Origin of the sequence: Streptomyces sp. NPDC052114 (assembly GCF_040680155.1) — a bacterium.
Taxonomy (GTDB): domain Bacteria; phylum Actinomycetota; class Actinomycetes; order Streptomycetales; family Streptomycetaceae; genus Streptomyces.
Genome location: NZ_JBFAWC010000031.1, coordinates 20487 through 44362, shown reverse-complemented (window position 1 = coordinate 44362; position 23876 = coordinate 20487). Strand labels below are relative to the sequence as shown.

General features: G+C 72.4%; 25 protein-coding genes. 6 read left to right on the top strand and 19 right to left on the bottom strand.

Features of this window, described 5'->3' with window-relative positions:
- Positions 1-22: 22 nt before the first annotated feature.
- Positions 23-640, bottom strand: a complete 618-nt coding sequence (locus tag AB0L89_RS39325; protein ID WP_365152459.1) for a transglycosylase family protein — start codon at positions 638-640, stop codon at positions 23-25.
- A gap of 526 nt (positions 641-1166) precedes the next feature.
- Between AB0L89_RS39325 and AB0L89_RS39320 the strand changes: the two genes are divergently transcribed.
- Positions 1167-1952 carry a hypothetical protein gene (locus AB0L89_RS39320; protein ID WP_365152457.1) on the top strand — a complete coding sequence of 262 codons (786 nt, stop codon included), beginning with the start codon at positions 1167-1169 and terminating at the stop codon, positions 1950-1952.
- Positions 1953-2203: 251 nt separating this feature from the next.
- Positions 2204-2524 carry a hypothetical protein gene (locus tag AB0L89_RS39315; protein ID WP_365152455.1) on the top strand — a complete coding sequence of 107 codons (321 nt, stop codon included), beginning with the start codon at positions 2204-2206 and terminating at the stop codon, positions 2522-2524.
- A 74-nt stretch (positions 2525-2598) separates the two neighbouring features.
- Here the strand turns inward: AB0L89_RS39315 and der are convergent, their stop codons facing one another.
- From der to AB0L89_RS39285, 6 genes are all read right to left on the bottom strand, one after another.
- Positions 2599-4080, bottom strand: coding sequence for a ribosome biogenesis GTPase Der (der, locus tag AB0L89_RS39310; protein WP_365152453.1), 1482 nt, complete (start codon positions 4078-4080; stop codon positions 2599-2601).
- A gap of 82 nt (positions 4081-4162) precedes the next feature.
- Entirely contained in the window at positions 4163-4867 is a 705-nt protein-coding gene (locus tag AB0L89_RS39305; RefSeq protein ID WP_365152451.1) for a lysophospholipid acyltransferase family protein, read from the bottom strand.
- Positions 4825-5511, bottom strand: a complete 687-nt coding sequence (gene cmk, locus AB0L89_RS39300; protein ID WP_365152449.1) for a (d)CMP kinase — start codon at positions 5509-5511, stop codon at positions 4825-4827. Before cmk ends, AB0L89_RS39305 begins: the two co-directional genes overlap by 43 nt.
- A 172-nt stretch (positions 5512-5683) precedes the next feature.
- The gene (locus tag AB0L89_RS39295; RefSeq protein WP_365152447.1) at positions 5684-6769 is read right to left on the bottom strand and encodes a prephenate dehydrogenase; all 1086 of its coding nucleotides are present in this window, start codon (positions 6767-6769) and stop codon (positions 5684-5686) included.
- Entirely contained in the window at positions 6766-7128 is a 363-nt protein-coding gene (gene aroH, locus AB0L89_RS39290) for a chorismate mutase (protein WP_365152445.1), read from the bottom strand. The genes AB0L89_RS39295 and aroH overlap by 4 nt, the downstream gene beginning before the upstream one ends.
- Before the next feature lie 116 nt (positions 7129-7244).
- On the bottom strand, positions 7245-7697 hold the full coding sequence (locus AB0L89_RS39285) for a YidB family protein (RefSeq protein WP_365152443.1): 453 nt from the start codon (positions 7695-7697) through the stop codon (positions 7245-7247).
- A gap of 183 nt (positions 7698-7880) precedes the next feature.
- Between AB0L89_RS39285 and AB0L89_RS39280 the strand changes: the two genes are divergently transcribed.
- From AB0L89_RS39280 to AB0L89_RS39265, 4 genes are read left to right on the top strand one after another with little or no spacing between them, the layout of a single operon-like run.
- A complete protein-coding gene (locus AB0L89_RS39280) occupies positions 7881-8567 on the top strand; it encodes a hypothetical protein (protein ID WP_365152441.1) in 687 nt (228 codons plus the stop codon).
- 41 nt (positions 8568-8608) lie between these two features.
- On the top strand, positions 8609-9199 hold the full coding sequence (locus tag AB0L89_RS39275; protein WP_365152439.1) for a DUF6529 family protein: 591 nt from the start codon (positions 8609-8611) through the stop codon (positions 9197-9199).
- On the top strand, positions 9196-9669 hold the full coding sequence (locus tag AB0L89_RS39270) for a Rieske (2Fe-2S) protein (RefSeq protein WP_365152437.1): 474 nt from the start codon (positions 9196-9198) through the stop codon (positions 9667-9669). Before AB0L89_RS39275 ends, AB0L89_RS39270 begins: the two co-directional genes overlap by 4 nt.
- A gap of 22 nt (positions 9670-9691) precedes the next feature.
- A complete protein-coding gene (locus AB0L89_RS39265; protein WP_365152435.1) occupies positions 9692-10441 on the top strand; it encodes a nucleotidyltransferase domain-containing protein in 750 nt (249 codons plus the stop codon).
- Here the strand turns inward: AB0L89_RS39265 and AB0L89_RS39260 are convergent.
- The 12 genes from AB0L89_RS39260 to AB0L89_RS39205 all read right to left on the bottom strand — a co-directional run bounded on the left by AB0L89_RS39260 (position 10367) and on the right by AB0L89_RS39205 (position 23810).
- Positions 10367-11125, bottom strand: a complete 759-nt coding sequence (locus AB0L89_RS39260; RefSeq protein ID WP_365152433.1) for a nucleotidyltransferase domain-containing protein — start codon at positions 11123-11125, stop codon at positions 10367-10369. The genes AB0L89_RS39265 and AB0L89_RS39260 overlap by 75 nt on opposite strands.
- 3 nt (positions 11126-11128) lie before the next feature.
- Positions 11129-12133 (bottom strand): ADP-ribosylglycohydrolase family protein, encoded by a 1005-nt coding sequence (locus AB0L89_RS39255; protein ID WP_365152431.1) that lies wholly within the window; start codon positions 12131-12133, stop codon positions 11129-11131.
- Entirely contained in the window at positions 12130-12855 is a 726-nt protein-coding gene (locus tag AB0L89_RS39250; protein ID WP_365152429.1) for an NUDIX domain-containing protein, read from the bottom strand. Before AB0L89_RS39250 ends, AB0L89_RS39255 begins: the two co-directional genes overlap by 4 nt.
- Positions 12856-12975: 120 nt before the next feature.
- Positions 12976-14100, bottom strand: coding sequence for a pseudouridine synthase (locus AB0L89_RS39245; RefSeq protein WP_365152427.1), 1125 nt, complete (start codon positions 14098-14100; stop codon positions 12976-12978).
- 10 nt (positions 14101-14110) lie between these two features.
- Positions 14111-14767, bottom strand: coding sequence for an SMC-Scp complex subunit ScpB (gene scpB, locus AB0L89_RS39240; protein WP_365152425.1), 657 nt, complete (start codon positions 14765-14767; stop codon positions 14111-14113).
- Positions 14764-15789, bottom strand: a complete 1026-nt coding sequence (locus AB0L89_RS39235; protein WP_365152423.1) for a segregation/condensation protein A — start codon at positions 15787-15789, stop codon at positions 14764-14766. The genes scpB and AB0L89_RS39235 overlap by 4 nt, the downstream gene beginning before the upstream one ends.
- 18 nt (positions 15790-15807) lie before the next feature.
- Positions 15808-16407, bottom strand: coding sequence for a hypothetical protein (locus AB0L89_RS39230; RefSeq protein ID WP_365152421.1), 600 nt, complete (start codon positions 16405-16407; stop codon positions 15808-15810).
- Positions 16392-17498: a ParA family protein gene (locus AB0L89_RS39225; protein ID WP_365152419.1), complete on the bottom strand. Its 1107-nt coding sequence runs from the start codon at positions 17496-17498 to the stop codon at positions 16392-16394. The genes AB0L89_RS39230 and AB0L89_RS39225 overlap by 16 nt, the downstream gene beginning before the upstream one ends.
- 413 nt (positions 17499-17911) lie before the next feature.
- The gene (gene ald / locus AB0L89_RS39220) at positions 17912-19027 is read right to left on the bottom strand and encodes an alanine dehydrogenase (protein WP_365152416.1); all 1116 of its coding nucleotides are present in this window, start codon (positions 19025-19027) and stop codon (positions 17912-17914) included.
- 145 nt (positions 19028-19172) lie between these two features.
- Positions 19173-21152 (bottom strand): tetratricopeptide repeat protein, encoded by a 1980-nt coding sequence (locus AB0L89_RS39215; RefSeq protein WP_365152518.1) that lies wholly within the window; start codon positions 21150-21152, stop codon positions 19173-19175.
- A gap of 269 nt (positions 21153-21421) precedes the next feature.
- Entirely contained in the window at positions 21422-22048 is a 627-nt protein-coding gene (locus AB0L89_RS39210) for an NUDIX hydrolase (protein WP_365152414.1), read from the bottom strand.
- A gap of 85 nt (positions 22049-22133) precedes the next feature.
- Complete coding sequence (locus AB0L89_RS39205) at positions 22134-23810, bottom strand: CTP synthase (protein ID WP_365152517.1); 1677 nt, start codon at positions 23808-23810, stop codon at positions 22134-22136.
- Between the last annotated feature and the right edge of the window lie 66 nt (positions 23811-23876).

The following is a 23876-nucleotide window of genomic DNA, read 5'->3' as shown; positions in this document are numbered from 1 at the left end:
CCACCCGGTCGGACGACGCGGGTCAGACCCGCAGCCGCTGGCCCGGCACGATCATGTCCGGGTCGCCGCCGATGACTCCTTGGTTGGCGGTGTACACCCGCTGCCAGCTGGTTCCGTGCCGGGCCGCGATCAGGCTCAGCGTGTCGCCCTGGCGCACGGTGTAGTTCCCGGAGGCGCCGCGCGGGCCGCCCCGGTCGGCGCGGCCGGGCGTCGCGGACCGCTGCTTGAAGGCCTTGGGCGCCGGCTTGACGGCCTTGGGCACCGGCGCCGCGGCGGACGGCGCGCTGCCGTACGCTCCCGCGCGCGCCGAGCAGGTGGGCCACGCGCCCCAGCCCTGGGAGCGCTGGACCTTGGTGGCGACAGCGATCTGCTGCGCCTTGGACGCCTTGTCGGCCGTGGGCGCGTAGGCCCCGCCGCCGTACGCGCGCCAGGTACCGGCGGAGAACTGCAGCCCGCCGTAGTAGCCGTTGCCCGTGTTGATCTGCCAGTTTCCGCCGCTCTCACACCGTGCGATGCGGTCCCACACTCCGCTGTCCGCGGCACCGGCCTGGCCGGTGGCGGCGAGCAGGCCGAGCGGAGCCAGGAGAGCGGCCCCACCGATCACTGCCGTGGTGCGGGTGCGACTGGGACGTGCGGACATGGATATCCCTCTCGGAGGACCCGGGCTTCCCCCGGCCGTGCGGGCCCCTCACGCATCCGGCGCCTGGGGTCCGTGCGGCCCCGCCCGCCGGTGTGGTCGCTCGTGCTGGCTGATGCGACCGGCGGACGTACCCGAGCGGTGCTCGCTGCACACGGCGGTGGAATCTATGAGCGCTCTCGCCCCGACAACAACCAACTCCTTGTCGTTCGAGGCCAGTTGAGCGTTACCTCGGGTATCGGCGGGTTTCGGCCACCCACTTCATTCCCTGATATCCGGATTTGTCAACCGCACCCCGCGTCGATCTGTGACTCAGCTCACCGCCCCAACTTCCATGTGCACGACACGTGTTGGCGCGGAGTGACGGATTCCAGGGGCCAATTCACCCTCCGCTGCGGATGGTTCGATTCCGTTCGCCTTCGCGCGTGACCTGTGCCACTGATCCACCGTTGTCTTCCTATGAGCCGGGCGCCGTCCGGCCACCACACCCACCACATGCACCCCATGCGACGATCCCGAGGAGCCACCCGTGCCGCGCATGCTCGACGTCAGCGACGACGTACGCGCCGAAATCGGCGACGAAGAAGCCGACAGGCTGCTCGCCGGAGACAACACGCCGGGCAGTTACGACTGCACGTCCTGCCGCACCCCGGGCGACGCCGAACAGGAGCGCACCAGCACGGTCCTGTTCGTCGGCGACGAGACCGCCGTGCTCGCCTTCGCCCACGCCTCCTGCCTGCCCTCCCAGATCGTCACGGTCTCCGAGGAGCAGCTCCAGGGCGCCGTGCGGTCGATCACCGGCGAGGACGGCGCGGACTCCGCCGCCGAGGTCACGCCGAACCAGGCCGTCCTCGGTGTGACCAGCGGTCTCGTCCTGATCGAGGGCGAGCTGCGCCCCGCCCTCGTCGTCGAGCCGACCGGCCCCATCGCCCGCCCCGGCGCCGCGCCGGGCGGCGGCGACGACTTCCTGCCGCTCCTGATCGAGCAGGGCTTCATGCCGGTCACCTCGCTCGACGGCGTCCCCTCCGTGCTGCACGGCTGGTCCGTGCTCCTCGCCATGGGCCAGCTGCACGCCGTCCTGCAGCCCGGCACCGCCGGCGGCTCCCCCGTCGCCTGGTGGCAGGCGCACCAGCCGCTCCAGGTCACCGAGGCCTGGCGGGCCGCCGCGAACAAGACGCAGACCGTGCTGCTCTTCGCGGCCCCCGTCGGCTCCATCGGCCGCCAGCCGCGTGAGGACCTGCTGCGGGACGCCCTGGACAAGGCGGCCTCACAGGGCAGGCTCGTCGCGAGCGCGATGCCGCTCGCCGGCACCTGAGCCGCACCGAGCCGCATCTGAGCCACACCGGCGCCACCGGCCCCGACAGCCCCTCTCCCGGGGGGTGTCGGGGCCGCTTCCCGTTGATCACGGACACCGGCGCCCGGCGCCGAACGCGCCGGTCACACTCCTGCCGGACCCGGAAAGCCGCGCGCCCCCCGCATCCGCAGAGCGCCGGTTTCGTTGGCACATACGTGCACCCATACGACCCCTCACGCCACCGGCCGACGTACCAGAACCCCATCCCGTCCATGCGCTCGGCGCAGGACACGACGGGCGACCGCTCGGCCACACCCATCTACGACACGCTGTACTCGGAGTACCTGAGGGCCTTCAGGGCCCTGCCGGGCGACCGGACCGGCGAGGAGGAGCTGGGGTTCACCGCCTTCGGCACGGGACCGTACGGCATGCAGCACCACGGCGGCGGCCGGCACGACCAGCGCTCCGGCTCCTACGGCCAGTTCCAGGTCGCGCGCTACGGCCAGCACGACCACTACGCCACCGCGCACCACGCCACGGGCCACCACCAGTTCCCCGCGGCCCTGCCGCCGGGCCCGCGCCGCGAGCACTGAGACACCGGCTCCGGACAGCCGAAGGCCCGGCCCCCCGATGACGGGGGGCCGGGCCTTCGCGCGCGTACGACCGACTACTTCTTGCGGCCGCGCTTCTCGCGGACGCGCACCGAGATGTGGATGGGCGTCCCCTCGAAGCCGAACTCCTCGCGCAGTCGGCGCTCCAGGAAGCGGCGGTAGCCGGCCTCGATGAAGCCCGAGGCGAAGAAGACGAACCGCGGCGGCTTGGTGCCCGCCTGCGTGCCGAAGAGGATGCGGGGCTGCTTGCCGCCGCGCACCGGGTGCGGGTGGGCGGCCACGATCTCGCCGAGGAACGCGTTCAGGCGGCCGGTCGGCACGCGCGTCTCCCAGCCCTCCAGGGCCGTCTCGATCGCCGGGACCAGCTTCTCCATGTGGCGGCCCGTGCGCGCCGACACGTTCACCCGGGGCGCCCAGGCGACCTGGCCGAGCTCGGTCTCGATCTCCCGCTCCAGGTAGTAGCGGCGCTCCTCGTCGAGGGTGTCCCACTTGTTGTACGCGACGACGATCGCGCGGCCCGCCTCGACGGCCATCGTGACGATGCGCTGGTCCTGGATGCTGATGGACTCGCTGGCGTCGAGCAGGATGACCGCGACCTCCGCCTTCTCTACGGCGGCGGCGGTGCGCAGCGACGCGTAGTAGTCGGCGCCCTGCTGGAGGTGGACGCGCTTGCGGATGCCCGCCGTGTCCACGAACTTCCAGGTGACCCCGCCCAGCTCGATCAGCTCGTCGACCGGGTCGCGGGTGGTGCCCGCCAGTTCGTTGACGACCACGCGCTCCTCGTTCGCCACCTTGTTGAGCAGCGAGGACTTGCCGACGTTCGGCCGGCCGATGAGGGCGATGCGGCGCGGGCCGCCGATGCCGGGGCCGCCGAAGGTCTGCGCGGGCGCCTCCGGCAGGGCCTCCAGGACGGCGTCGAGCATGTCGCCGGTGCCGCGGCCGTGCAGCGAGGAGACCGGGTGCGGCTCGCCGATGCCGAGCGACCACAGGGCGGTGGCGTCGGCCTCGCCGCTGGGGCCGTCGACCTTGTTGGCGCAGAGCACCACGGGCTTCTTGGCCTTGCGCAGCAGGCGCACGACGGCCTCGTCGGTGTCGGTGACGCCGACCGTGGAGTCCACCACGAAGACCACGGCGTCGGCGGTCTCGATGGCGTACTCCGCCTGGGCGGCGACGGAGGCGTCGATGCCGAGGACGTCCTGCTCCCAGCCGCCGGTGTCGACGACCTTGAAACGACGGCCCGCCCACTCGGCCTCATAGGTGACGCGGTCGCGGGTGACGCCCGGCTTGTCCTCCACGACGGCCTCGCGGCGGCCGATGATGCGGTTCACCAGGGTCGACTTGCCGACATTGGGGCGGCCGACGACGGCGAGGACGGGCAGCGGGCCGTGGCCCGCCTCCTCGATGGCGCCCTCGACCTCCTCGATGTCGAAGCCCTCTTCGGCGGCGAGCTCCATGAACTGTGCGTACTCGGCGTCGCCGAGCGCCCCGTGGTCGTGCTCGGCGAAGCCGTCGCCCTCGGGCTGGATCTGGTCGTTCATGAAGTCCGTACCTCGTCGTTCATCGTGGTGATCGGTGCACCGGCCCGCACATCGGGCCGGGGCACTACTTGATAAGTCTCACTCAGCGCCCGGTCAGGCGCCTGGCGTTTTCCAGGTGGGCGGTGAGCCGCTCCTGGATGCGCACGGTCGCCTCGTCGAGCGCCTTGCGCGTGCGCCGCCCGCTGCCGTCGCCCGCCTCGAAGGGGTCGCCGAAGACGACGTCGACCCGGCTGCGCAGCGGAGGCAGCTGCTTGAACAACCGTCCGCGCCGCTCCGTGCTTCCCAGCACCGCGACCGGGACGATCGGGGCGCCGGAGCGCACCGCGAAGTACGCGAGCCCGGCCCGCAGCGAGGCGAAGTCGCCGTCGCCCCGGGTGCCCTCGGGGAAGATCCCGAGGACGCCGCCCTGCTCCAGGACGCCGAGGGCCCGGGTGATGGCCGTGCGGTCGGCGACCGAGCGGTCCACCTTCACCTGGCCGATGCCGTGGAGGAAGGAGCCCAGCGGCCCGATGAACGCTTCCTTCTTGATCAGGAAGTGCGTGGGCCGGGGCGCGACGCCCATGACCATCGGGCCGTCGACGTTGTGCGAGTGGTTGACGGCCAGGATCACGGGCCCGCTCGCGGGCACCCGCCAGGCGCCGAGCACCCGCGGTTTCCACAGGCCGTACATCAGGCCGACGCCGATGCGGCGGCCCACCTCGGCACCCCGCTCGGAGGCGGCGGCCCGCTCGGCCGGAGCCTCGCTCACTTCCCGGCCCGCTTCTCCTCGACGAGGGTGACGACGCACTCGATGACCTGCTGGAGCGTGAGCTCGGTGGTGTCGACCTCGACGGCGTCGCCGGCCTTGGCCAGCGGGGACGTCTTGCGGCTGGAGTCCGCCGCGTCCCGCTTGATCAGGGCCTCCTGGGTGGCCTTGACGTCGGCGCCCTTCAGCTCGCCGGAGCGGCGGGCGGCGCGCGCCTCGGGCGAGGCGGTGAGGAAGATCTTCAGGTCGGCGTCGGGCAGCACGGTCGTGCCGATGTCACGGCCCTCGACGACGATGCCGTCCTCGGCCGACCCGGCGATGGAGCGCTGCAGCTCGGTGATGCGGGCGCGCACCTCGGGGACGGCGCTGACGGCGCTGACCTTGGAGGTGACGTCGGTGGTGCGGATCGGGCCCGCGACGTCCGTGCCGTCGACCGTGATGGTCGGGGCGGCCGGGTCGGTGCCCGAGACGATCTCCGGCTTGCCCGCGGCGGCCGCGATGGCGCCCGGGTCGGTGAGGTCGATGCCGTTGTGCACCATCCACCAGGTGATCGCCCGGTACTGGGCACCCGTGTCCAGGTAGCTGAGGCCGAGCTGGGCGGCGACGGCCTTGGAGGTGCTCGACTTGCCCGTACCGGACGGTCCGTCGATGGCGACGATCACGGCTGCCGGGGCGGCGGTTTCCACGGTGTCGGACACCTTTCGCAGTACGCGGAGCGGGGAGGCGGGGCGCGAACACGCCCCGCACAAGGTTACTGGCTCGCGCACCCTGCCCCGACAGCCCCTGGGGCCGCCCGCACACCGTGGTGTGCGCCGGGGTGTCCCCGCCGTGTCCGCTGCCCGTCTGCTGCCTGTCTGCCTACTGCCGGATCGACCAGCCGCGCTCGCGCAGCGCCGCGCTCAGCACGGGCGCCGCCTTCGGCTCGACCATCAGCTGGATCAGGCCCGCCTGCTGGCCGGTGGCGTGCTCGATGCGCACGTCCTCGATGTTGACGCCCGCGCGGTCCGCGTCGGCGAAGATGCGGGCCAGCTGGCCCGGCTGGTCGTCGATGAGCACCGCGACGACCTCGTAGGCCGCCGGGGCCGCCCCGTGCTTGCCGGGCACCCGGGTCTGGCCCGCGTTCCCGCGCCGCAGCACGCTCTCGACGCCCGCCGCGCCCTCGGTCCGCTCGCCCTCGTCGGCGGACTGGAGCGCGCGCAGCGCCGTCACCGTCTCGTCCAGGTCGGTGGCGACCGCGGCCAGCAGGTCGGCGACCGGGCCGGGGTTGGCGGAGAGGATGTCGATCCACATCCGGGGGTCGGACGCGGCGATCCGCGTGACGTCGCGGATGCCCTGGCCGCACAGCCGTACCGCCGACTCCTCGGCGTGCTCCAGGCGGGCCGCGACCATGCTGGAGACCAGGTGCGGCATGTGCGAGACGAGCGCGACCGCGCGGTCGTGGGCGTCGGCGTCCATGACGACGGGGACGGCGCGGCAGAGCGCGACCAGCTCCAGGGCGAGGTTGAGCACCTCGGTGTCGGTGTCCCGGGTCGGCGTGAGCACCCAGGGCCGTCCCTCGAAGAGGTCGGCGGTGGCGGCGAGCGGGCCGCTGCGCTCGCGCCCGGACATGGGGTGCGTGCCGATGTACGGGGTGAGGTCGAGGCCGAGCGCCTCCAGCTCGCGGCGCGGGCCGCCCTTGACGCTCGCCACGTCGATGTAGGCGCGCGCGGCCCCGCGCCGCATGGCGTCGGCCAGCGTCCCGGCGACGTGCGCGGGCGGCACGGCGACGACGCAGAGGTCGACGGGGCGCTCGGGGGCCTCGTCGGTACCGGCGCCGAGCGCGGCGGCGGTGCGGGCCTGCGCCGGGTCGTGGTCGGCGAGGTGGACGGTGACGCCGCGGGAGGCGAGCGCCAGGGCGGCGGAGGTGCCGATCAGGCCGGTGCCGATGACGAGGGCGGTTCTCACTGTGCGATGTCCTTGCGGAGTGCGGCCGCGGCGCCGAGGTAGACGTGCGCGATCTCGGAGCGGGGGCGGTCGGTGTCGATGTGCGCGAGGACGCGGACGACGCGGGGCATGGCGCCCTCGACGTCCAGCTCCTGGGCGCAGATCAGCGGTACGTCGACGATGCCGAGGCCGCGCGCGGCGGCCGCGGGGAAGTCGGAGTGCAGGTCGGGCGTGGCCGTGAACCAGATGCTGATCAGGTCCTCCTGGGTCAGCCCGTTCCGTTCGAGGACGGCGGTGAGCAGGGCGCTGACCTGCTCACTCATGTGCCCGGCCTCGTCCCGTTCGAGCTGGACGGCTCCCCGGACCGCTCGTACCGCCACAGTGCCGCTCCTCGCTCGCCTTGTACGACTGTTGTACGGCAAGCGTAGTCAGGGTCCCGCACAGGAGTGCGCGGCGCCCGTCTGCCGAGACGGGCGCCGCGCGGTCCCCAGGAGGGTCAGAGGCGCTGCTGCTTGATGATGTCTTCCAGGGACTCGGTCGGGACCTGCCCTTCGGGGGTCAGCCTGTCGACGACCTGCGGGAGCTGCTCCGCGATCTGTCCCGCGGCCTCGTCGCGGCTGACGCCCGCCTCGTTCGCGACCTTGTCGAGGGTCTCGTCGGGGACGGCCTCCTTGACCTGGTCGGGGGTGAGCGGCTGGTTGTCGCCCTTGCCGACCCAGGAGTCGAGCTGTGCCTGGTCGACCAGGCCGGACTTCGTGATCATGTCGAGCAGCCCGCCCAGCGGATTGCCGCCCGCGGCCCCTGCGCCGCCCTGACCGCCGCCGCCCGCGCCGCCCAGGAGTCCGCCCAGCAGCGAGCCGAGGATGTTCCCGCCCCCGCCGCCGGCCGCGCCGCCCTGGCCACCGCCGAGAAGGCCGCCGAGAAGGCTGCCCAGATCGTTACCCGCCATGGTCACGCCTTTCAGAGAGTGGCCGGGCCCGTGCCGTGGGAGGCCGGGCCTCAGACCATGTCAATGTCACCCGAATCACCCCCTGTCGCCACTTGGGCCGATGGGGTGCCGTTGGGCTATGGACGCGCGGGGGCGGGTCCGCTTGCATGGAGTCGGCAGGTGCCGCGCCTCGGGGGAGGCTCCATGAAGCGCTCAGGTCCGCTCCTCACCCTTCTCGGCGGGTTGCTGCTCGCCCTGTTCATGCTGTCGCTCAACGCGACCACGGGGACGGGCAATTCGTCGTACGGAGGCACGGCACCCGGCACGGTGACGCCGAAGCCCTCCCCCACGAAGAGCTCGCCGAAGCCCTCCCCCGCACCCACGAAGAGCGGACCCACGAAGAGCGAGAGCCCGGCCGAGAAGCCCCCGGCCGACGCCGAGTACGCGGGCCGCACGGACGACGACACCTCGGCGGTCTCGATCTCGGTGCGCGACGGCCGGGCCATCGCGTACTTCTGCGACGGCCGCGACACGGAGTCCTGGCTGAAGGGCGACGTCGAGGACGACGGTTCGATGCGCCTGACCGGCAAGCACGGCGCGAAGCTGACCGGCCGGATCGCCGGCGAGAAGGTCCGCGGCACGGTCGACGTCGACAAAGAGACTTCCCGGTTCACGGCCAGGAAGGCCGAGAAGCCCTCGGGGCTCTACCGCGCCACCACCGAGGTGCGCGGCGCCAGGATCGACGGCGGCTGGATCGTCCTGCGGGACGGCAGCCAGGTCGGCATCCTCAACCGCGACGGCGAGCCCGCGAAGGCCCCGCGCCTGGACCCGGACACCGGCACCGTCCGCGTCGACGGCGCCGAGATCACCGCCCGGCCCGTGGAGCCGTAGCCCGCACCGCCGCAGTCCCGTACCGCCGCAAGGGAGCCCGCATGAGCGTCGACCCGAACGCCCCCACCCAGGGCGGCTTCCCCGTCCCCCCGCACGCGGGTGCGCGGCAGCCCGGCGCCGCCCGCTACCTCGTGCCCGCGCTGGTCGCGGCGGCCGTCGCGGTCGGCCTCGGCGCGTACGGCAAGGTCCACGACCCCGAGGGCACCGCCTTCAACCTCGCGGGGTTCAGCAGCACGAGCGCGGTCAAGTCCTGGCTGGCCACGACGGCGTTCGGCTTCGCGCTGCTCCAGGTCGTCTCGGCGCTGATGCTGTACGGCAGGATCCCGGGCCCGTCCTGGTCGGCGGCGCTGCACCGCTGGTCGGGCCGGATCGCCTTCCTGGTCGCCGTCCCGGTGGCGGTGCACTGTCTCTACGCGCTCGGCTACCAGACGTACTCGACCCGCGTGATGTGGCACTCGCTGCTCGGCTGCTTCTTCTTCGGGGCGTTCACCGCCAAGATGCTGCTGCTGCGCGCGGAGCGGCTGCCGGGGTGGCTGCTCCCGGTGGTCGCGGGTCTGGTCTTCGTGGCGCTCACGGTGATCTGGCTGACGTCGGCGCTGTGGTTCTTCCGTACGTTCGGGGTGACGACGTGAGCGGCGGCGGGCGGGCGTCACGGCGGGCGGTCCTCGCCGCGGGCGCGGCGGCGCTGGCGGCGGGGTGCAGCAAGTACGGCGACGAGGGCGCCGGGACTCAGGAGTCGGGGTCGGGGTCGGGGTCGCCGACGGCATCCGGGTCCGGCGGGACCTCCGCGTCCCCCGGCACGAAGCCGCCCGCGGGACCGGAGCTGGCGAAGACCTCCGACATCCCGGTGGGCGGCGGCAAGATCTTCAAGGACAGGAAGGTGGTCGTGACGCAGCCGGAGAGCGGCGACTTCAAGGCCTTCTCCGCGGTCTGCACCCATGAGGGCTGCATCGTCTCGACGGTCTCGGGCGGCACGATCAACTGCCCCTGCCACGGCAGCAAGTACCGCGTGGCCGACGCCTCGGTCGCCGGCGGCCCGGCCCCGCGCCCGCTGCCCCCGGAGAAGATCACGGTCACCGGAAAATCGATCACCCTCGGCTGACCGCGGCCCGTACGCTCGGCCCATGCACCCCCGGGACCTGGCCCTCGTACGCGACCACACCGTCTACTCCTGCGTGATGGGCTCGCGCGCCTTCGGCCTGGCCACGGAGGGCAGCGACACCGACCGCAGGGGCGTCTTCCTGGCCCCCACCCCCCTGTTCTGGCGCTTCGACAAGCCGCCGACGCACCTGGACGGTCCGGCGGAGGAACAGTTCAGCTGGGAGCTGGAGCGCTTCTGCGAGCTCGCCCTGCGCGCCAATCCGAACGTCCTGGAGTGCCTGCACTCCCCGCTCGTGGAGCAGCTCACGGACACCGGCCGCGAGCTGCTCGCGCTGCGCGACGCGTTCCTCTCGCGCCGGGCCCACGACACCTTCGCGCGCTACGCGCTGGGCCAGCGCAAGAAGCTGGAGGCGGACGTCCGCACGCACGGCGCCCCGCGCTGGAAGCACGCGATGCACCTGCTGCGGCTGCTGATGTCCTGCCGTGACCTGCTGCGCACCGGCGAGCTGACGATCGACGTGGGCGACCGTCGCGAGCCGCTGCTCGCGGTCAAGCGCGGCGAGGTCCCCTGGCCCGAGGTCGAGTCCTGGATGGCCCGGCTGGCGGCCGAGGCGGCGGAGGCGGCGCCGCGCAGCCCGCTCCCGGCGGAACCCGACCGGGAGCGGGTCGCGGACTTCCTCTTCCGCGCCCGCCGCGCGTCAGCCCTGGAGGCGCACCCGGACGACGAGGTCGTGCAGGGCGTCGTACGCGCGGTGGACGCCCGGCAGGGCTGAGTCCGCCTGGGCCTCGTCGAGGGCGGCGTGCAGCAGCGCCACGTCGGCGGCCACGCGCGCGTGGTCCACGTCGGCCCCGCCGTGCTCGGCCTCCGCCTTGGCGGCGACGAGCTCCGGCACATAGGCGGGCGCCTCCGGCACCTCCCCCGACAGGGTGGGCAGATGGGCGACCAGGGCTCCGCCGCGCATCAGATGGATGCCGGTCAGCAGCACCCGGAAGGTGTAGAGCAGCGGCTTGAGCCCGCCGTTCTTCTCGAAGAGCCGCCACTGCGTCCTCGCGAACCCCCGGTAGTGGTGGGCGTGGTGGCTGGTGAGCACGGTCGGCGCGAGCGCGACGAGCTCCGCGTGGGCGTCGGTGGTGTGCACCACCAGCGGGGAGAGCAGCTGTTCCAGGACGTAGCCGTTGTGCCGCAGCATCAGCCGCACGAACTTGCGCAGGTCGTGCGTGACGAGGTCCATCTCGACCCCGCCTTGGTCCCACATCCGCGACCGGGTCTCGTCCGGCTCCCGCAGGCCCACCAGATCGGCCACCGGCAGCAGGTGCACACCGCGCAGGTCCACGTCCGAGTCACGGGACGGGAAGCCGTACAGATGCGCGCCCGAGACCGTCGCGAAGAGCAGGGGGTCACTCTGCTCGGCGACGACGGCGTTCAGGTCGACGTCGAGACCCAGGTCGGAAGTCATGGCTCAAGAATCCCAGAGCGCGCCGAACGCCAGCAGCTCGTCCCGGTGTTCGATACGCGCCGTCCACGCGGCGGGCCACGCGTCGGCCCCGAGGTGGGCGCCCGCGAAGGCGCCCGCCAGGCACGCGATCGAGTCCGAGTCGCCCGACGTGCAGGCGGCCCTGCGCAGCGCGGTGACCGGCTCGTCGACGAACAGCAGGAAGCACAGCAGCCCGGTGGCGAGCGCCTCCTCGGCGATCCAGCCCGCGCCGGTGGCCAGACACGGATCGGTCTCGGGCGAGGGCGAGCGCAGCGCGTCCTGGAGCCGTTCGAGCACCCCGAGGCACTCGTCCCAGCCCGGCGCGATGAACGCCTCCGGCGTCGCGGCGCCGCCCCGCGCCCACAGCTCGCCGAGCCAGCGCTCGTGGTACGTCTCGCGGTTCTCGTACGCGTAGGAGCGCAGCAGCCCGACCAGTCCGGTCGGCTCGGCGCCCTCGGCGAGCAGCCGCACGGCGTGCGCGGTGAGGTCGGAGGCGGCCAGCGCCGTGGGGTGGCCGTGGGTGAGGGCGGACTGCAGCTGGGCGGCGCCCGCCCGCTGTTCGTCGCTCAGACCGGGGGCGAGGCCGAGGGGCGCGACGCGCATGTTGGCGCCGCAGCCCTTGGAGTGCAGCCGGCTGGCGTCCGCCCAGGCGCGCTCCTCGTCGGCGAGCAGCTCGCAGGCCTGGATGCAGGTGGTGCCCGGGGCGCGGTTGTTGTCCGGCGACTCGTTCCAGGCGACGTACTCCCGGCGCGTGAGGAGCGCGAACCGCTCGGGGCCGCACACGCCGCGTGCGGACGCGGCCTCCATGGCCCGGCACAGCGCCAGCGTCATCTGGGTGTCGTCCGTGATGAACGCCGGCTTCGGCAGTTCCATCTCCCGCCAGGGCCCGCACTTGGCGAGGATCGACGGGACGTCGTTGAACTCGGTCGGGAACCCGAGCGCGTCCCCGAGGGCGAGCCCCAGCAGGGATCCGGTGGCGGCGCGCTTCACGGCGTGGGTCCTTCCGGGGCGGGCCGGAGCAGCGGCGGGTGCAGGGTGGTGGCGGTGCCCGCCCGGAAGAGCGCCGCGGGCTTGCCGCGCCCGCCGGTCAGCCGCGCCGCGCCGGGGACCGCCTCGACGAGCCCGGCCGTGCCGACGACCTTGCGCCGGAAGTTGGCGGGGTCGAGCTCGGCGCCCCATACCGCCTCGTAGACCTGGCGCAGCTCGCCGAGCGTGAACTCGGGGGCGCAGAAGGCCGTGGCGAGCCCGGTGTACTCCAGCTTGGCGCCGACCCGGTCGTGGGCGTCGGCGAGGATCCGGTCGTGGTCGAAGGCGAGCGGACGGTAGGTCGCAGGGCTGTAGGGCAGCCAGGCCGCGCGGGCCGCGTCGCCGCCCCCGGTGACCTCGGGCGGATCGGGCACGAGCGCGGCGAAGGAGACGGAGACGACCCGCATGCGCGGATCGCGGTCCGGTTCGCTGTAGGTGCGCACCTGCTCCAGGTGGAGCCGGCCGACGTCCGCGATCCCGGTCTCCTCGGCCAGCTCGCGCCCCGCGGCCCGCTCGGCCGACTCGTCGGGGAGCACGAACCCGCCGGGCAGCGCCCAGCGGCCCGCGTACGGCTCCTGGCCGCGCTCGACGAGCAGCACGTGCAGCGCGCCGTCGCGGATGGTGAACACGGCCAGATCGACGGTGACGGCGAAGGGCTCGAAGGCGTACTTGTCGTATCCCTGCATGCACGATCACCCCCCTCTCTTTATGGTCCAGTTGACTATAAAGAGAGGGGGGTGACCCACGCAAGGGGTGCCGTCGCGCGGAGGGCGACTTTCGGAAGTCGCCTTCCAGAAGCCCGGCGCCTAGAGGTCGACCTCCTGCATCAGCATGCCGACCTCGGTGTTGGACAGACGCCGCAGCCAGCCGGACTTCTGGTCGCCCAGCGTGATCGGCCCGAAGGCCACCCGCACCAGCTTGTCGACCGGGAAGCCCGCCTCGGCGAGCATGCGCCGCACGATGTGCTTGCGGCCCTCGTGCAGCGTCACCTCGACCAGGTAGTTCTTGCCGGTCTGCTCGACGACGCGGAAGTGGTCCGCGCGGGCGTACCCGTCCTCCAGCTGGATGCCGTCCTTGAGCTGCTTGCCCAGGTCGCGCGGGATCGGGCCCACGATGTGCGCGAGGTAGACCTTCTTCACGCCGTACTTGGGGTGCGTCAGGCGGTGCGCCAGCTCGCCGTGGTTGGTGAGCAGGATGACGCCCTCGGTCTCGGTGTCGAGCCGTCCCACGTGGAAGAGCCGCGTCTCGCGGTTGGTCACGTAGTCGCCGAGGCACTGGCGGCCCTCGGTGTCCTCCATGGTGGAGACGACACCGGCGGGCTTGTTGAGCGAGAAGAACTGGTACGACTGCGTGGCCACGGTCAGGCCGTCGACCTTGATCTCGTCCTTCTCGGGGTCGACGCGCAGGCCCTGCTCCAGGACGATCTCGCCGTTGACCTCGACGCGGGCCTCGTCGACCAGCTCCTCGCAGGCACGGCGCGAGCCGTAACCGGCGCGGGCCAGCACCTTCTGGAGCCGCTCGCCCTCCTGCTCGGCACCCGGGAAGGTCTTGGGGAGCTTCACGTCCTTCTTGCCCGCGTACCGCTCGCGGTTGCGCTCCTCGGCCCGCGTCTCGTACTCACGCGAACGCGAGGGGGCCGTGCGGCCGCCGGACTGCTGGCCGCGCCGCGGGCCACCCTTGGCACCGCCGCGCGCCGAGGCGCCGCGGCCCGACTTCGGGCCGTCCTGGGTACCGCCGGGGCCCACGTCGTAACGCCGCTCCTCCGGACGCGGCTTCTTCGGACGGCCGCCGCCGCCCTGCTTGTCGTCGCGGTTGTTGCCGGCCCCGCGGTGGTTACCGCGGCCGCCGCCGTTCCCGCCGCGGCCGCCGCTGTTGCCACCACGGCTCCCGCCGTTGTTTCCGCTGCTGTTCCTGCCGCTGCTGCTTCGCATCAAATTTCCGTTAGTCGGCTGTGTGCTCGGTGTACTCGACACCCGGCGCATCGGGTGCGTCCGGGTCGAACGACGGAACCCCTTCCAGCGTGTCCGCCTCGATCGCGTCCGCCTCGGGGAGGAAGGGCGCGAGCTCCGGGAGCTCGTCCAGGCCGCGCAGGCCCATCCGCTCCAGGAAGTAGTTCGTCGTCCTGTACAGGATCGCACCTGTTTCGGGTTCCGCGCCCGCCTCCTCCACCAGTCCCCTCTGCAGGAGCGTGCGCATCACGCCGTCGCAGTTGACCCCGCGCACCGCGGAGACCCGGGAGCGGCTGACCGGCTGACGGTACGCGACGACCGCGAGGGTCTCCAGGGCCGCCTGGGTGAGCCGGGCCTGCTGCCCGTCCAGGACGAAGCCCTCCACGGCGGCCGCGTACTCCGGCCGCGAGTAGAACCGCCAGCCGCCCGCCACGAGCCGCAGCTCGAAGCCCCGCTTCTGCACGGTGTACTCGTCGGCCAGCGCCCGCAGCGCGTCGGCGACCTGGCGCCGGGGCCGCTGCAGGATCTTCGCGAGGTGCTCCTCGGTGGCCGGCTCGTCGACCACCATCAGGACGGCCTCCAGCGCGGGCCGCAGTTCGAGCTCCGCGACGGCGCCGGCGAGATCGCCCGCCGGGCTCAGCGCACTCATGCCTTCTCCTCGTCCTTCGCCGGCTCGGGGGCCCGGTCGAACTCGTCGGTCACGGTCGGCGCCTCGTCGCCGTCACCGCCGGTCCACCGCACCATCAGCTCCCCCAGGGGGTCCTCCTGGTCCAGGGCGACGGCCTTCTCGCGGTACAGCTCCAGGAGCGCCAGGAAACGGGCGACGACGGTGAGGGTGTCCTCCCCCACGTCCTCCACGAGCACCCGGAAGCTGAGCTCGCCCCGCTCCCGCAGCCGCGCGACCACGACGGCGGCCTGTTCGCGCACGGAGACCAGCGGGGCGTGGATGTGGTCGACGTACACCTGCGGCTTGGCGCGCGGCTGCATCGCCTTCACGGCCAGCTTGGCGAATCCTTCCGCCCCGATGCTGATGACGACCTCGGGCAGCAGTTCGGCGTGGTGGGGCTCCAGGCCCACGGTCCGCGGGTGGCGCCGCGCCTCCTCGTCGAGCCGCCCGCTGAAGATGTCCGCGATCTGCTTGTACGCGCGGTACTGCAGGAGCCGCGCGAACAGCAGGTCCCGCGCTTCGAGGAGCGCGAGGTCGGCCTCGTCCTCGACCTCGGCGGCGGGCAGCAGCCGGGCCGCCTTCAGGTCGAGCAGGGTGGCCGCGACGACGAGGAACTCGGTCGTCTGGTCGAGGTCCCAGTCGGCCCCCATGGCCCGGATGTGCGCCATGAACTCATCGGTCACCTTGGACAGCGCGACCTCGGTGACGTCCAGCTTGTGCTTGGAGATGAGCTGCAACAGGAGGTCGAAGGGCCCCTCGAAGTTCGCGAGGCGGACCTTGAACCGCCCGTCGTCGGGTTCGACCGGGAGCTCCGCGGAGTCGCTGCCGGGGTCGTGGGCGGGCGTTCCGCTCGGCGGAACGGGCGGGCACGACACCGCAGGGGCCGCGGGCGACGGCGCGTCCCCGGCCGCGGGCGCGGCCTCCGGCTCCGCGGGAGCCGTACCGGGCCCCCGGCCCAGGGCACGACGCCGGGCAGGCGGTACGGAGTCTTCGTTCAGGCGCATCGCCAGTGAACGCTACCCCTACCGCCCGCGCAGCCGCCGCACGAGAATGCTCGCGTCCCCGCGCGACTCCAGATCGGCGAGGACGACGGCCACCGCCTCCCGCACGATCCGCCCGCGGTCCACCGCGAGCCCGTGCTCGCCGCGCAGCACGAGCCGCGCGTGCTCCAGGTCCATCAGCTCCTCGGCGGAGACGTACACGGTGATCTTCTCGTCGTGCCGTTCCCGCCCGCTGGGCCGCCGGTTCGCGGCCCGCGCCCGCCGCCGCGCCTGCGCGGTCGACGAGCCGCCGGACTTGCCGGAGCCCTGGGTGGCCGAACCTTCCTGCGCCCCGGCCGACCGGCGTCCCGCGCTCTTCTCGCCCTCGGCGGCGCCCGCCGCCCGGCTGCGCGACTCGGCGCCCGCCTCGGCGTCCGTGGCCGCGTGTTCGGCGGGCTCACCGCCGTCGCCCTGCGCCGCCGCGTCCTCGGCCGAGGCCGCGGTCTCGTCGCTCTCACCCGCCGGCGCGGGCACCCTCGCATCGCCGTTCGCCTGGCGTCGCGGCGACGACGACTGGAGCGCCATCCCCCCGGTCGTACGGAACAGTTCGTCGGCCCCGGGCAGACTCACTCGGCGTGACACCGGGCGAGCACCTCCCTGGCGAGCTGGCGATAGGCTGCCGCGCCCACCGAGTTGGACGCGTACGTCGTGATCGGCTCACCGGCGACCGTGGTCTCCGGGAAGCGGACCGTCCGCCCGATGACCGTGTGGTAGACGTGGTCGTCGAAGGCCTCGACCACGCGCGCGAGCACCTCGCGGCTGTGCACCGTGCGGGAGTCGTACATGGTCGCGAGGATGCCGTCGAGCTCCAGGTCGGGGTTGAGCCGCTCCTGGACCTTCTCGATGGTCTCGGTCAGCAGGGCCACACCGCGCAGCGCGAAGAACTCGCACTCCAGGGGCACGATCACCTTGTGAGCGGCCGTCAGGGCGTTCACGGTGAGCAGGCCGAGCGAGGGCTGGCAGTCGATCACGATGTAGTCGTAGTCCTGCATCAGCGGCTTGAGCGCCCGCTGGAGCGTGGACTCGCGCGCGACCTCGCTCACCAGCTGCACTTCGGCGGCGGAGAGGTCGATGTTGCTGGGCAGCAGGTCCATGTTCGGGACCGCCGTCTTCAGGAGCACCTCGTCCGCGGACATGCCGCGCTCCATGAGGAGGTTGTAGACCGTCAGGTCCAGCTCCATCGGGTTCACCCCGAGGCCCACGGAGAGGGCGCCCTGCGGGTCGAAGTCGACGAGCAGGACACGGCGTCCGTACTCCGCGAGGGCCGCACCGAGGTTGATGGTCGACGTCGTCTTGCCGACGCCGCCCTTCTGGTTGCACATCGCAATGATCTTCGCCGGACCGTGGTCGGTCAGCGGTCCCGGGATCGGGAAGTACGGCAGCGGGCGCCCCGTCGGGCCGATGCGCTCGCGGCGCTGACGGGCCGCGTCCGGCGCGAGCGTCGCCGCGTACTCCGGGTCGGGCTCGTACTCGGCGTCGGGGTCGTAGAAGTGCCCCTGGGGCAGTTCCTCGTAGTCGGCGAGGTGGGTGTGGGTGTCATCGCCACTCCGGTCGCCGGCCATGGCGTTCACGTGATGGCCATCCATGCTCTGGGGTACTTGCTGTGTCGGCTGGGGGCTCTGCCGGGCTTCGAAGGTGCGGACAGCGACGGAGCCGACGGCCTCGAGCCCCACGGGCCCCTGGTCCCGCTCAGACGTTCCTGGTTGACCACCCCCGGGAGCAAATGTCGACTCATTCACAAGTCGTCTTACCTCCTTGGTGACCAGGAAATTTCTCGATAGGTCAGCGTGGCACCATGCCGACGGTTGGCGACTCTATGGCGTGTCACCGGTCCACAGCAACACAATCCGCCGGACCGGACCCGATGTGTCGGCAAAGGAACACCCTGATGTCAAGGGCGTATGGCGTGCCGTCGGCACGTTTCAGGGGTGGGCGAAACGGTTAAAGGGTTACGTTCAAGGCCAGTTGAGCGTGTCTGCGCGGATACGCATACGGCCGGACCCCTCTCAAGGTCCGGCCGCTGGCGTGAGATTGACGACTTTCGTTGACGAAAGTGTCGGAGACCGACCGGAGTCGGTCACCCGGGTCAGCCGAGGAGCGACTCCAGCTCGATGTGCTCGAGACCGTGGGCCTCGGCGACCTCCTTGTAAACGACCTTGCCGTCATGGGTGTTGAGACCCAGGGCGAGCGCCGGGTCGCGGCGCAGGGCCTCGACCCAGCCGCGGTTCGCCAGCTCGACGATGTACGGCATCGTCGCGTTGGTCAGCGCATAGGTGGAGGTGTTGGGCACCGCGCCGGGCATGTTGGCGACGCAGTAGAAGACCGAGCCGTGGACCGGGAAGGTCGGCTCGGCGTGCGTGGTGGCGTGCGAGTCCTCGAAGCAGCCGCCCTGGTCGATCGCGATGTCGACAAGGACACTTCCCGGCTTCATCCGCGAGACGAGCTCGTTGGTGACCAGCTTCGGGGCCTTGGCGCCCGGGATGAGGACGGCGCCGATGACGAGGTCGGCCTCCAGGCAGGCCTTCTCCAGCTCGAAGGCGTTGGAGACGACGGTCTGGATCTTCGTGCCGAAGATCTTGTCGGCTTCCTTGAGCTTGTTGATGTCCTTGTCGAGCAGGGTCACGTGGAAGCCCATGCCGATGGCGATCTGCGCGGCGTTCCAGCCGGAGACGCCACCGCCGATGACGACGGCCTTGCCCGCGGCCACGCCGGGGACACCGCCCGGCAGGACGCCGCGGCCGCCGTTGGCGGCCATCAGGTGGTAGGCGCCGACCTGCGGGGCCAGACGGCCCGCGACCTCGGACATCGGGGCGAGCAGCGGGAGCGCGCGGTTCGCGGTCTCCACGGTCTCGTAGGCGATGGCGGTCGTGCCGGACTCCAGGAGCGCGTCCGTGCACTCCTTGGAGGCGGCCAGGTGCAGGTAGGTGAAGAGGGTCTGGTCCTTGCGGAGGCGGTGGTACTCCTCCGCGATCGGCTCCTTGACCTTCAGGAGCAGGTCGGCGGTGGCCCAGACCTCGTCGGCGGTGTCCAGGATCTTGGCACCGGCCGAGACGTACTCGGCGTCCGTGATCGAGGAGCCGACGCCGGCGTTCCGCTCGATGACGACCTGGTGGCCGTGGCGCACCAGCTCGTGCACACCGGCGGGGGTGATGGCCACCCGGAACTCGTTGTTCTTGACCTCGCGGGGGATGCCGACCTTCATCGTCGATCACGGTCCTTGGCTCAGGGGATGTTTCGGGCAATGCGTTACAGACCGGTGCACACGAGGGCGCAGCGGGAGACACCACGGAAGTGCGCGGCGGAGCCAGTCTAATGAAGGATTTCTCGCTGTCTAGCCTTCCAATGCTTCAATCTTCTGCGGATGCGCTACGGATTTCGTAGGCGGAAGCCGGTGCTCCACCGTTCGTTTCAAGCCTCGCATCCTCCGGGAGCTCCGTTCCCAGCATGCGCTCGGCGGCGCCGCGGTGCAGCCGGGCCGCCGCCGGGTCGCCCAGGCGCTCCAGGGTGTCCGCGAGCCGGAGCTGCAGCGCGGCCTGCAGTCGTACGTCCTTGGCGTGCCGCGCCCACTCGACGGCGTCCTGGCAGGTGCGCAGGGACTCCTCGGGCCGCCCGGCGTACTCCTGCACGCGCGCCATCTCGCTCAACGCCCGGGCCTGGGCGGCCACATCGCCGTTCTTGCGGTGCCCGGTGACCGCCGAGCTCCAGCTGCGCAGCGCCTCCCCGTAGCGCCCCGCGTAGGTGTGCACGGCGCCGATCCGGCCGTAGAGGCGGGCCGCGTCGACGCGCTCGCCGCGGGCGAGCCGCTGGGCGAGCGCCCGCCCGAACCAGTCCGCGGCCCGCTGCCAGTCCCCCAGCTCCTGGTAGGCGCCGCCTACGGATTCCATCGCGCGTCCGGTGGCGTACGGATCCCCGGCCGCACGCCCCGCGTCCAGCGCCGCCCGATAGCGCGCCAGCGCGTCCTGCGTCCGGCCCGTCCGCGCGTCCAGATCCGCGAGGTTCAGCAGCGCGGCGGCCTGCTCGCGCGGCAGGTCCCGCCGCTCGGCCACGTCCAGGACCAGCTGGTGGATGCCGTACAGCTCCGCCGCGGCGTCCTCGGTGCCGCGGTGCGCGACCAGGGCCCGGGTCAGGGCCGCCATCAGGCGCCGCGCCAGGGTGTCCAGCTCCCCGTCGGCGACCGCGAGGCGGGCGGCGGCGAGCAGCGCGGGCTCCCGGAGCCGCAGCCATTCGCAGGCGGCGCGGGGGCTCGGGAAGCGCAGCGCGCGCGGCAGCCCGGCGAGCTTCTTGCGGGCGGCCGAGCCGTCGGGCTCCGTGACCGCCCGGCACGACTGGAGCAGGCGCACGGTCCGCTCCAGCATCCGGGCCCTGGCCAGCTGGACCTCGGCCGGCCGGTCCTGGCTCTCGGTGCGGGCCCGCAGCAGCGGCACCAGACACCCCGGCACCTCGTACTGCGGCAGCGGCGAGGCGACGGCCCGCACGAGCCCGAGCCCGACGAAGTCGTCGAGCGTGGCGCGGGCCGCGGAGACCGAGCAGCCCGCGAGGGCGGACGCGGTGTGCGGGTCGACGTGGCCGGCCGGGGCCAGGGAGAGGAATCGCAGTATCCGCGCGGCGGGCGCGGGCAGCGAGGCGTAGGTGTGGGCGAAGACACGGGCGAGGGCCGAGCCCTCGTCGGGCAGGTCGTGCAGCTGCTTGGCCAGGTCGGCGACGGCGGCCTTGGGCCGCACCGAGAGCCAGCCCCCGGCGAGCACGAGGGTGGCCGGATGCGCCTGGCACGCCTCGACCAGGGACTCCGCCGAGCGCGGGTCGACGGTGATGCGCACGGGCCCCGCGGCGCGGGCCAGCAGTTCCACGGCGGCCGGCTTGTCCAGGCCGCCGAGGGTGCACGGCCGCACGTCGGGGATGCCGGTGAGGGGCCCCTCGGAGACCGCGACGACCAGGCAGTCGGGGGTGTCGGGAAGCAGCGGGTCGACCTGTTCGGCGTCGGCCGCGTCGTCGAGGACGAGCAGGGCGCGGCGGTCCTTCAGGGCGTCCCTCAGCGTCTCGGCGAGGTGGTCCTCGTCCGCGCCGGGCGGCGCGGGGACGTCCAGGGCGCCGAGCAGTTCGCGGGCGGTCCGCTCGGTGGGCACCGGGGTGCCGTCGGGCTCGGTGAGCCGGGCGCGCAGCACGCCGTCGGGGTAGTCGTCCGCGAGCCGGCGGGCGAGTTCCCCGGCGAGCGCGGTGCGGCCGGAGCCGGGCCGGCCCGCGACGAGCAGGACACGTGCGCGCGGCGCCTTGCGGCCCGAGAGGGTGTCGAGTCCGGCCCGGTCGATGTCGGCCCGGAGCTCTTTCAACTCCCGGCGTCTGCCGACGAACTGATTCTCCGTCGGCTCCAACGCGGCACCCGCGGGCGACGGCACGGCACCGCCCGCCGCCGCACCGTCCGTGTCGACCGCCTGATCCGTCACGGGCCACGCTCCCGTCCGCCTGCACGAACCCGCCGGGACTTCGGGCGGGACGCTTTCAGAGCCTAGTTCAGGCCCCGTGGCGCTCCCGGTTGCGCGGCACGCACAAGTCGCCCGATCGGATCAGTGGATCGTCATATCGGAACGCCGGGACGGGCCTACGCCTCGAAGGGGCGGGCCGGCCACGGCGCCTCGGCCGGGCGCAGCGCGTCGAGGCCGTCGCCCTTGAGCGCCGCGTACAGCGAGAGGACACCCACCACGAGGCAGTTGTTGTGCAGCTCCCCGGCCAGGACACCGCGCACGAGCTCGTCCAGCGGTACGCGCTGGAGCTCCATGTCGGCCTCCTCCTCGGAGACCTCGAACCGCTCGCCCTCGGCCTCGGCCAGGTCGCGGGCGAGAAAGACGCGCACGGCCTCGTCGCAGCCGCCGGGGGTGGTGAAGACGTCGGTGAGGACGCGCCAGTCCTCGGCCTTGACGTGCGCCTCTTCGTAGAGCTCGCGCTGGGCGGCGTGCAGGGGGTTCTCGCCGGGGACGTCCAGCAGGCCCGCGGGGATCTCCCAGAGCTTGTGGCGCACGGGGTGGCGGTACTGGCGGATGACCAGGACGCGGCCGTCGTCGTCGAGCGCGAGGACGGCCACCGAGCCGGGGTGGACCTGGTAGTCGCGGTGGGCGACGGACCCGTCGGGCATGACCACGCCGTCGACGCGCACGGAGGTCTTGTTGCCGACGAACGGGGTCCGCGTCTCCGTGATCTGCCACTCCTCGGCGGTGTCCTTGATCGTCATGTCGCGCTGTCCTCCCACACGTGCAAACAGAAGCCGGGGCGCGTGTCGCGAAGACACGCACCCCGGCAACCGTATCGCTCCGGTGTTACTTGCCCTGCTTGCCGCCCGTCTTGCGCTCGCTCTCCTGGCGCTCGACGGCGGCCTTCACGAGACCGGCGAACAGCGGGTGCGGCCGGGTCGGACGGGACCGCAGCTCCGGGTGCGCCTGGGTGGCGACCAGGTAGGGGTGGACCTCGCGCGGGTACTCGACGTACTCGACGAGCTTGCCGTCCGGGGAGGTGCCGGAGAACTGCAGGCCGGCCTTCTTCTCCAGCTCGGCGCGGTAGGAGTTGTTCACCTCGTAGCGGTGACGGTGGCGCTCCTCCACGTACTCCTTGCCGTCGTACACCTCGCGCGCGATGGAGCCCTCGGCGAGCTTGGCCGGGTACATACCCAGACGCATCGTGCCGCCCATGTCGCCGTCGCCCGCGACGATGTCGAGCTGCTCGGCCATGGTGGAGATCACCGGGTGGGCGGTCGCGGCGTCGAACTCGGTGGAGTTGGCGTCCGGGATGTCCGCGAGGTTGCGGGCGGCCTCGATGACGATGCACTGCAGGCCGAGGCAGATGCCGAGCAGCGGCACCTTGTTCTCGCGGGCGTACTGGATGGCGCCGATCTTGCCGTTCACACCGCGGTCGCCGAAGCCGCCGGGGATGAGGATCGCGTCGACGTCGCCGAGCTGCTTCTTGGCGCCCGCCGGGGTCTTGCAGTCGTCCGAGGTGACCCACTTGACCTTGACGCGGGCCTTGTTGGCGAAGCCGCCGGCGCGCATGGCCTCGGTGATCGAGAGGTAGGCGTCGGGCAGGTCGATGTACTTGCCGACCAGCGCGACGGTGACCTCGTGCTTCGGGTTGTGCACGCGGTCCAGCAGGTCGTCCCACTGGGTCCAGTCGACGTCGCGGAAGGGCAGGTCGAGCTTGCGCACCACGTAGGCGTCCAGGCCCTCGGTGTGCAGGACCTTCGGGATGTCGTAGATCGACTTGGCGTCGATGGCGGCGACCACGGCGGCCTCGTCGACGTCGCACATCAGCGAGATCTTGCGCTTGATGGCGGTGGGCACCTCGCGGTCGGCGCGCAGCACGATCGCGTCGGGCTGGATGCCGATGTTGCGCAGCGCGGCCACCGAGTGCTGGGTCGGCTTGGTCTTCAGCTCGCCGGAGGGGCCGATGTAGGGCAGCAGCGAGATGTGCACGACGAAGACGTTGTCGCGGCCGACCTCGTGGCGGACCTGGCGCACGGTCTCCAGGAACGGCAGGGACTCGATGTCGCCGACCGTGCCGCCGACCTCCGTGATGACCACGTCGACGTCGTCGGTGGCCATGCGGCGGATGCGGTGCTTGATCTCGTTGGTGATGTGCGGGATGACCTGGACGGTGTCGCCGAGGTACTCGCCGCGCCGCTCCTTGGCGATCACCTGGGAGTAGACCTGGCCGGTGGTCACGTTCGCCGAGCCGTCGAGGTCGACGTCGAGGAAGCGCTCATAGTGGCCGATGTCCAGGTCGGTCTCGGCGCCGTCGTTCGTGACGAACACCTCGCCGTGCTGGAACGGGTTCATCGTGCCCGGGTCGACGTTCAGGTACGGGTCGAGCTTCTGCATCGTGACCCGCAGACCCCGCGCCTTGAGCAGCGCGCCCAGGCTGGAGGCGGTCAGCCCCTTGCCGAGGGAGGAGGCGACACCCCCGGTGACGAAGATGTGCTTGGTCGTCGTGGACTTGGGCTGCATGGCCAAGAGGGGGCTCCCGTGGTCGCGGTCTGGAGGTGCGTACCGGCGTCCTCACCAGGGATTCGG

Excerpts from the sequence above, each read along its gene's own strand:
- AB0L89_RS39275 (WP_365152439.1), top strand. The coding sequence starts at position 8,609 with ATGAGCGTCGACCCGAACGCCCCCACCCAGGGCGGCTTCCCCGTCCCC.
- AB0L89_RS39245 (WP_365152427.1), bottom strand. The coding sequence starts at position 14,100 with ATGCGAAGCAGCAGCGGCAGGAACAGCAGCGGAAACAACGGCGGGAGC.
- ald (WP_365152416.1), bottom strand. The coding sequence starts at position 19,027 with ATGAAGGTCGGCATCCCCCGCGAGGTCAAGAACAACGAGTTCCGGGTG.
- AB0L89_RS39315 (WP_365152455.1), top strand. The coding sequence starts at position 2,204 with ATGCGCTCGGCGCAGGACACGACGGGCGACCGCTCGGCCACACCCATC.
- AB0L89_RS39280 (WP_365152441.1), top strand. The coding sequence starts at position 7,881 with ATGAAGCGCTCAGGTCCGCTCCTCACCCTTCTCGGCGGGTTGCTGCTC.
- AB0L89_RS39325 (WP_365152459.1), bottom strand. The coding sequence starts at position 640 with ATGTCCGCACGTCCCAGTCGCACCCGCACCACGGCAGTGATCGGTGGG.
- AB0L89_RS39260 (WP_365152433.1), bottom strand. The coding sequence starts at position 11,125 with ATGACTTCCGACCTGGGTCTCGACGTCGACCTGAACGCCGTCGTCGCC.
- scpB (WP_365152425.1), bottom strand. The coding sequence starts at position 14,767 with ATGAGTGCGCTGAGCCCGGCGGGCGATCTCGCCGGCGCCGTCGCGGAG.
- AB0L89_RS39235 (WP_365152423.1), bottom strand. The coding sequence starts at position 15,789 with ATGCGCCTGAACGAAGACTCCGTACCGCCTGCCCGGCGTCGTGCCCTG.
- AB0L89_RS39205 (WP_365152517.1), bottom strand. The coding sequence starts at position 23,810 with ATGCAGCCCAAGTCCACGACGACCAAGCACATCTTCGTCACCGGGGGT.
- der (WP_365152453.1), bottom strand. The coding sequence starts at position 4,080 with ATGAACGACCAGATCCAGCCCGAGGGCGACGGCTTCGCCGAGCACGAC.
- AB0L89_RS39265 (WP_365152435.1), top strand. The coding sequence starts at position 9,692 with ATGCACCCCCGGGACCTGGCCCTCGTACGCGACCACACCGTCTACTCC.
- AB0L89_RS39285 (WP_365152443.1), bottom strand. The coding sequence starts at position 7,697 with ATGGCGGGTAACGATCTGGGCAGCCTTCTCGGCGGCCTTCTCGGCGGT.
- AB0L89_RS39210 (WP_365152414.1), bottom strand. The coding sequence starts at position 22,048 with ATGACGATCAAGGACACCGCCGAGGAGTGGCAGATCACGGAGACGCGG.
- AB0L89_RS39250 (WP_365152429.1), bottom strand. The coding sequence starts at position 12,855 with ATGCAGGGATACGACAAGTACGCCTTCGAGCCCTTCGCCGTCACCGTC.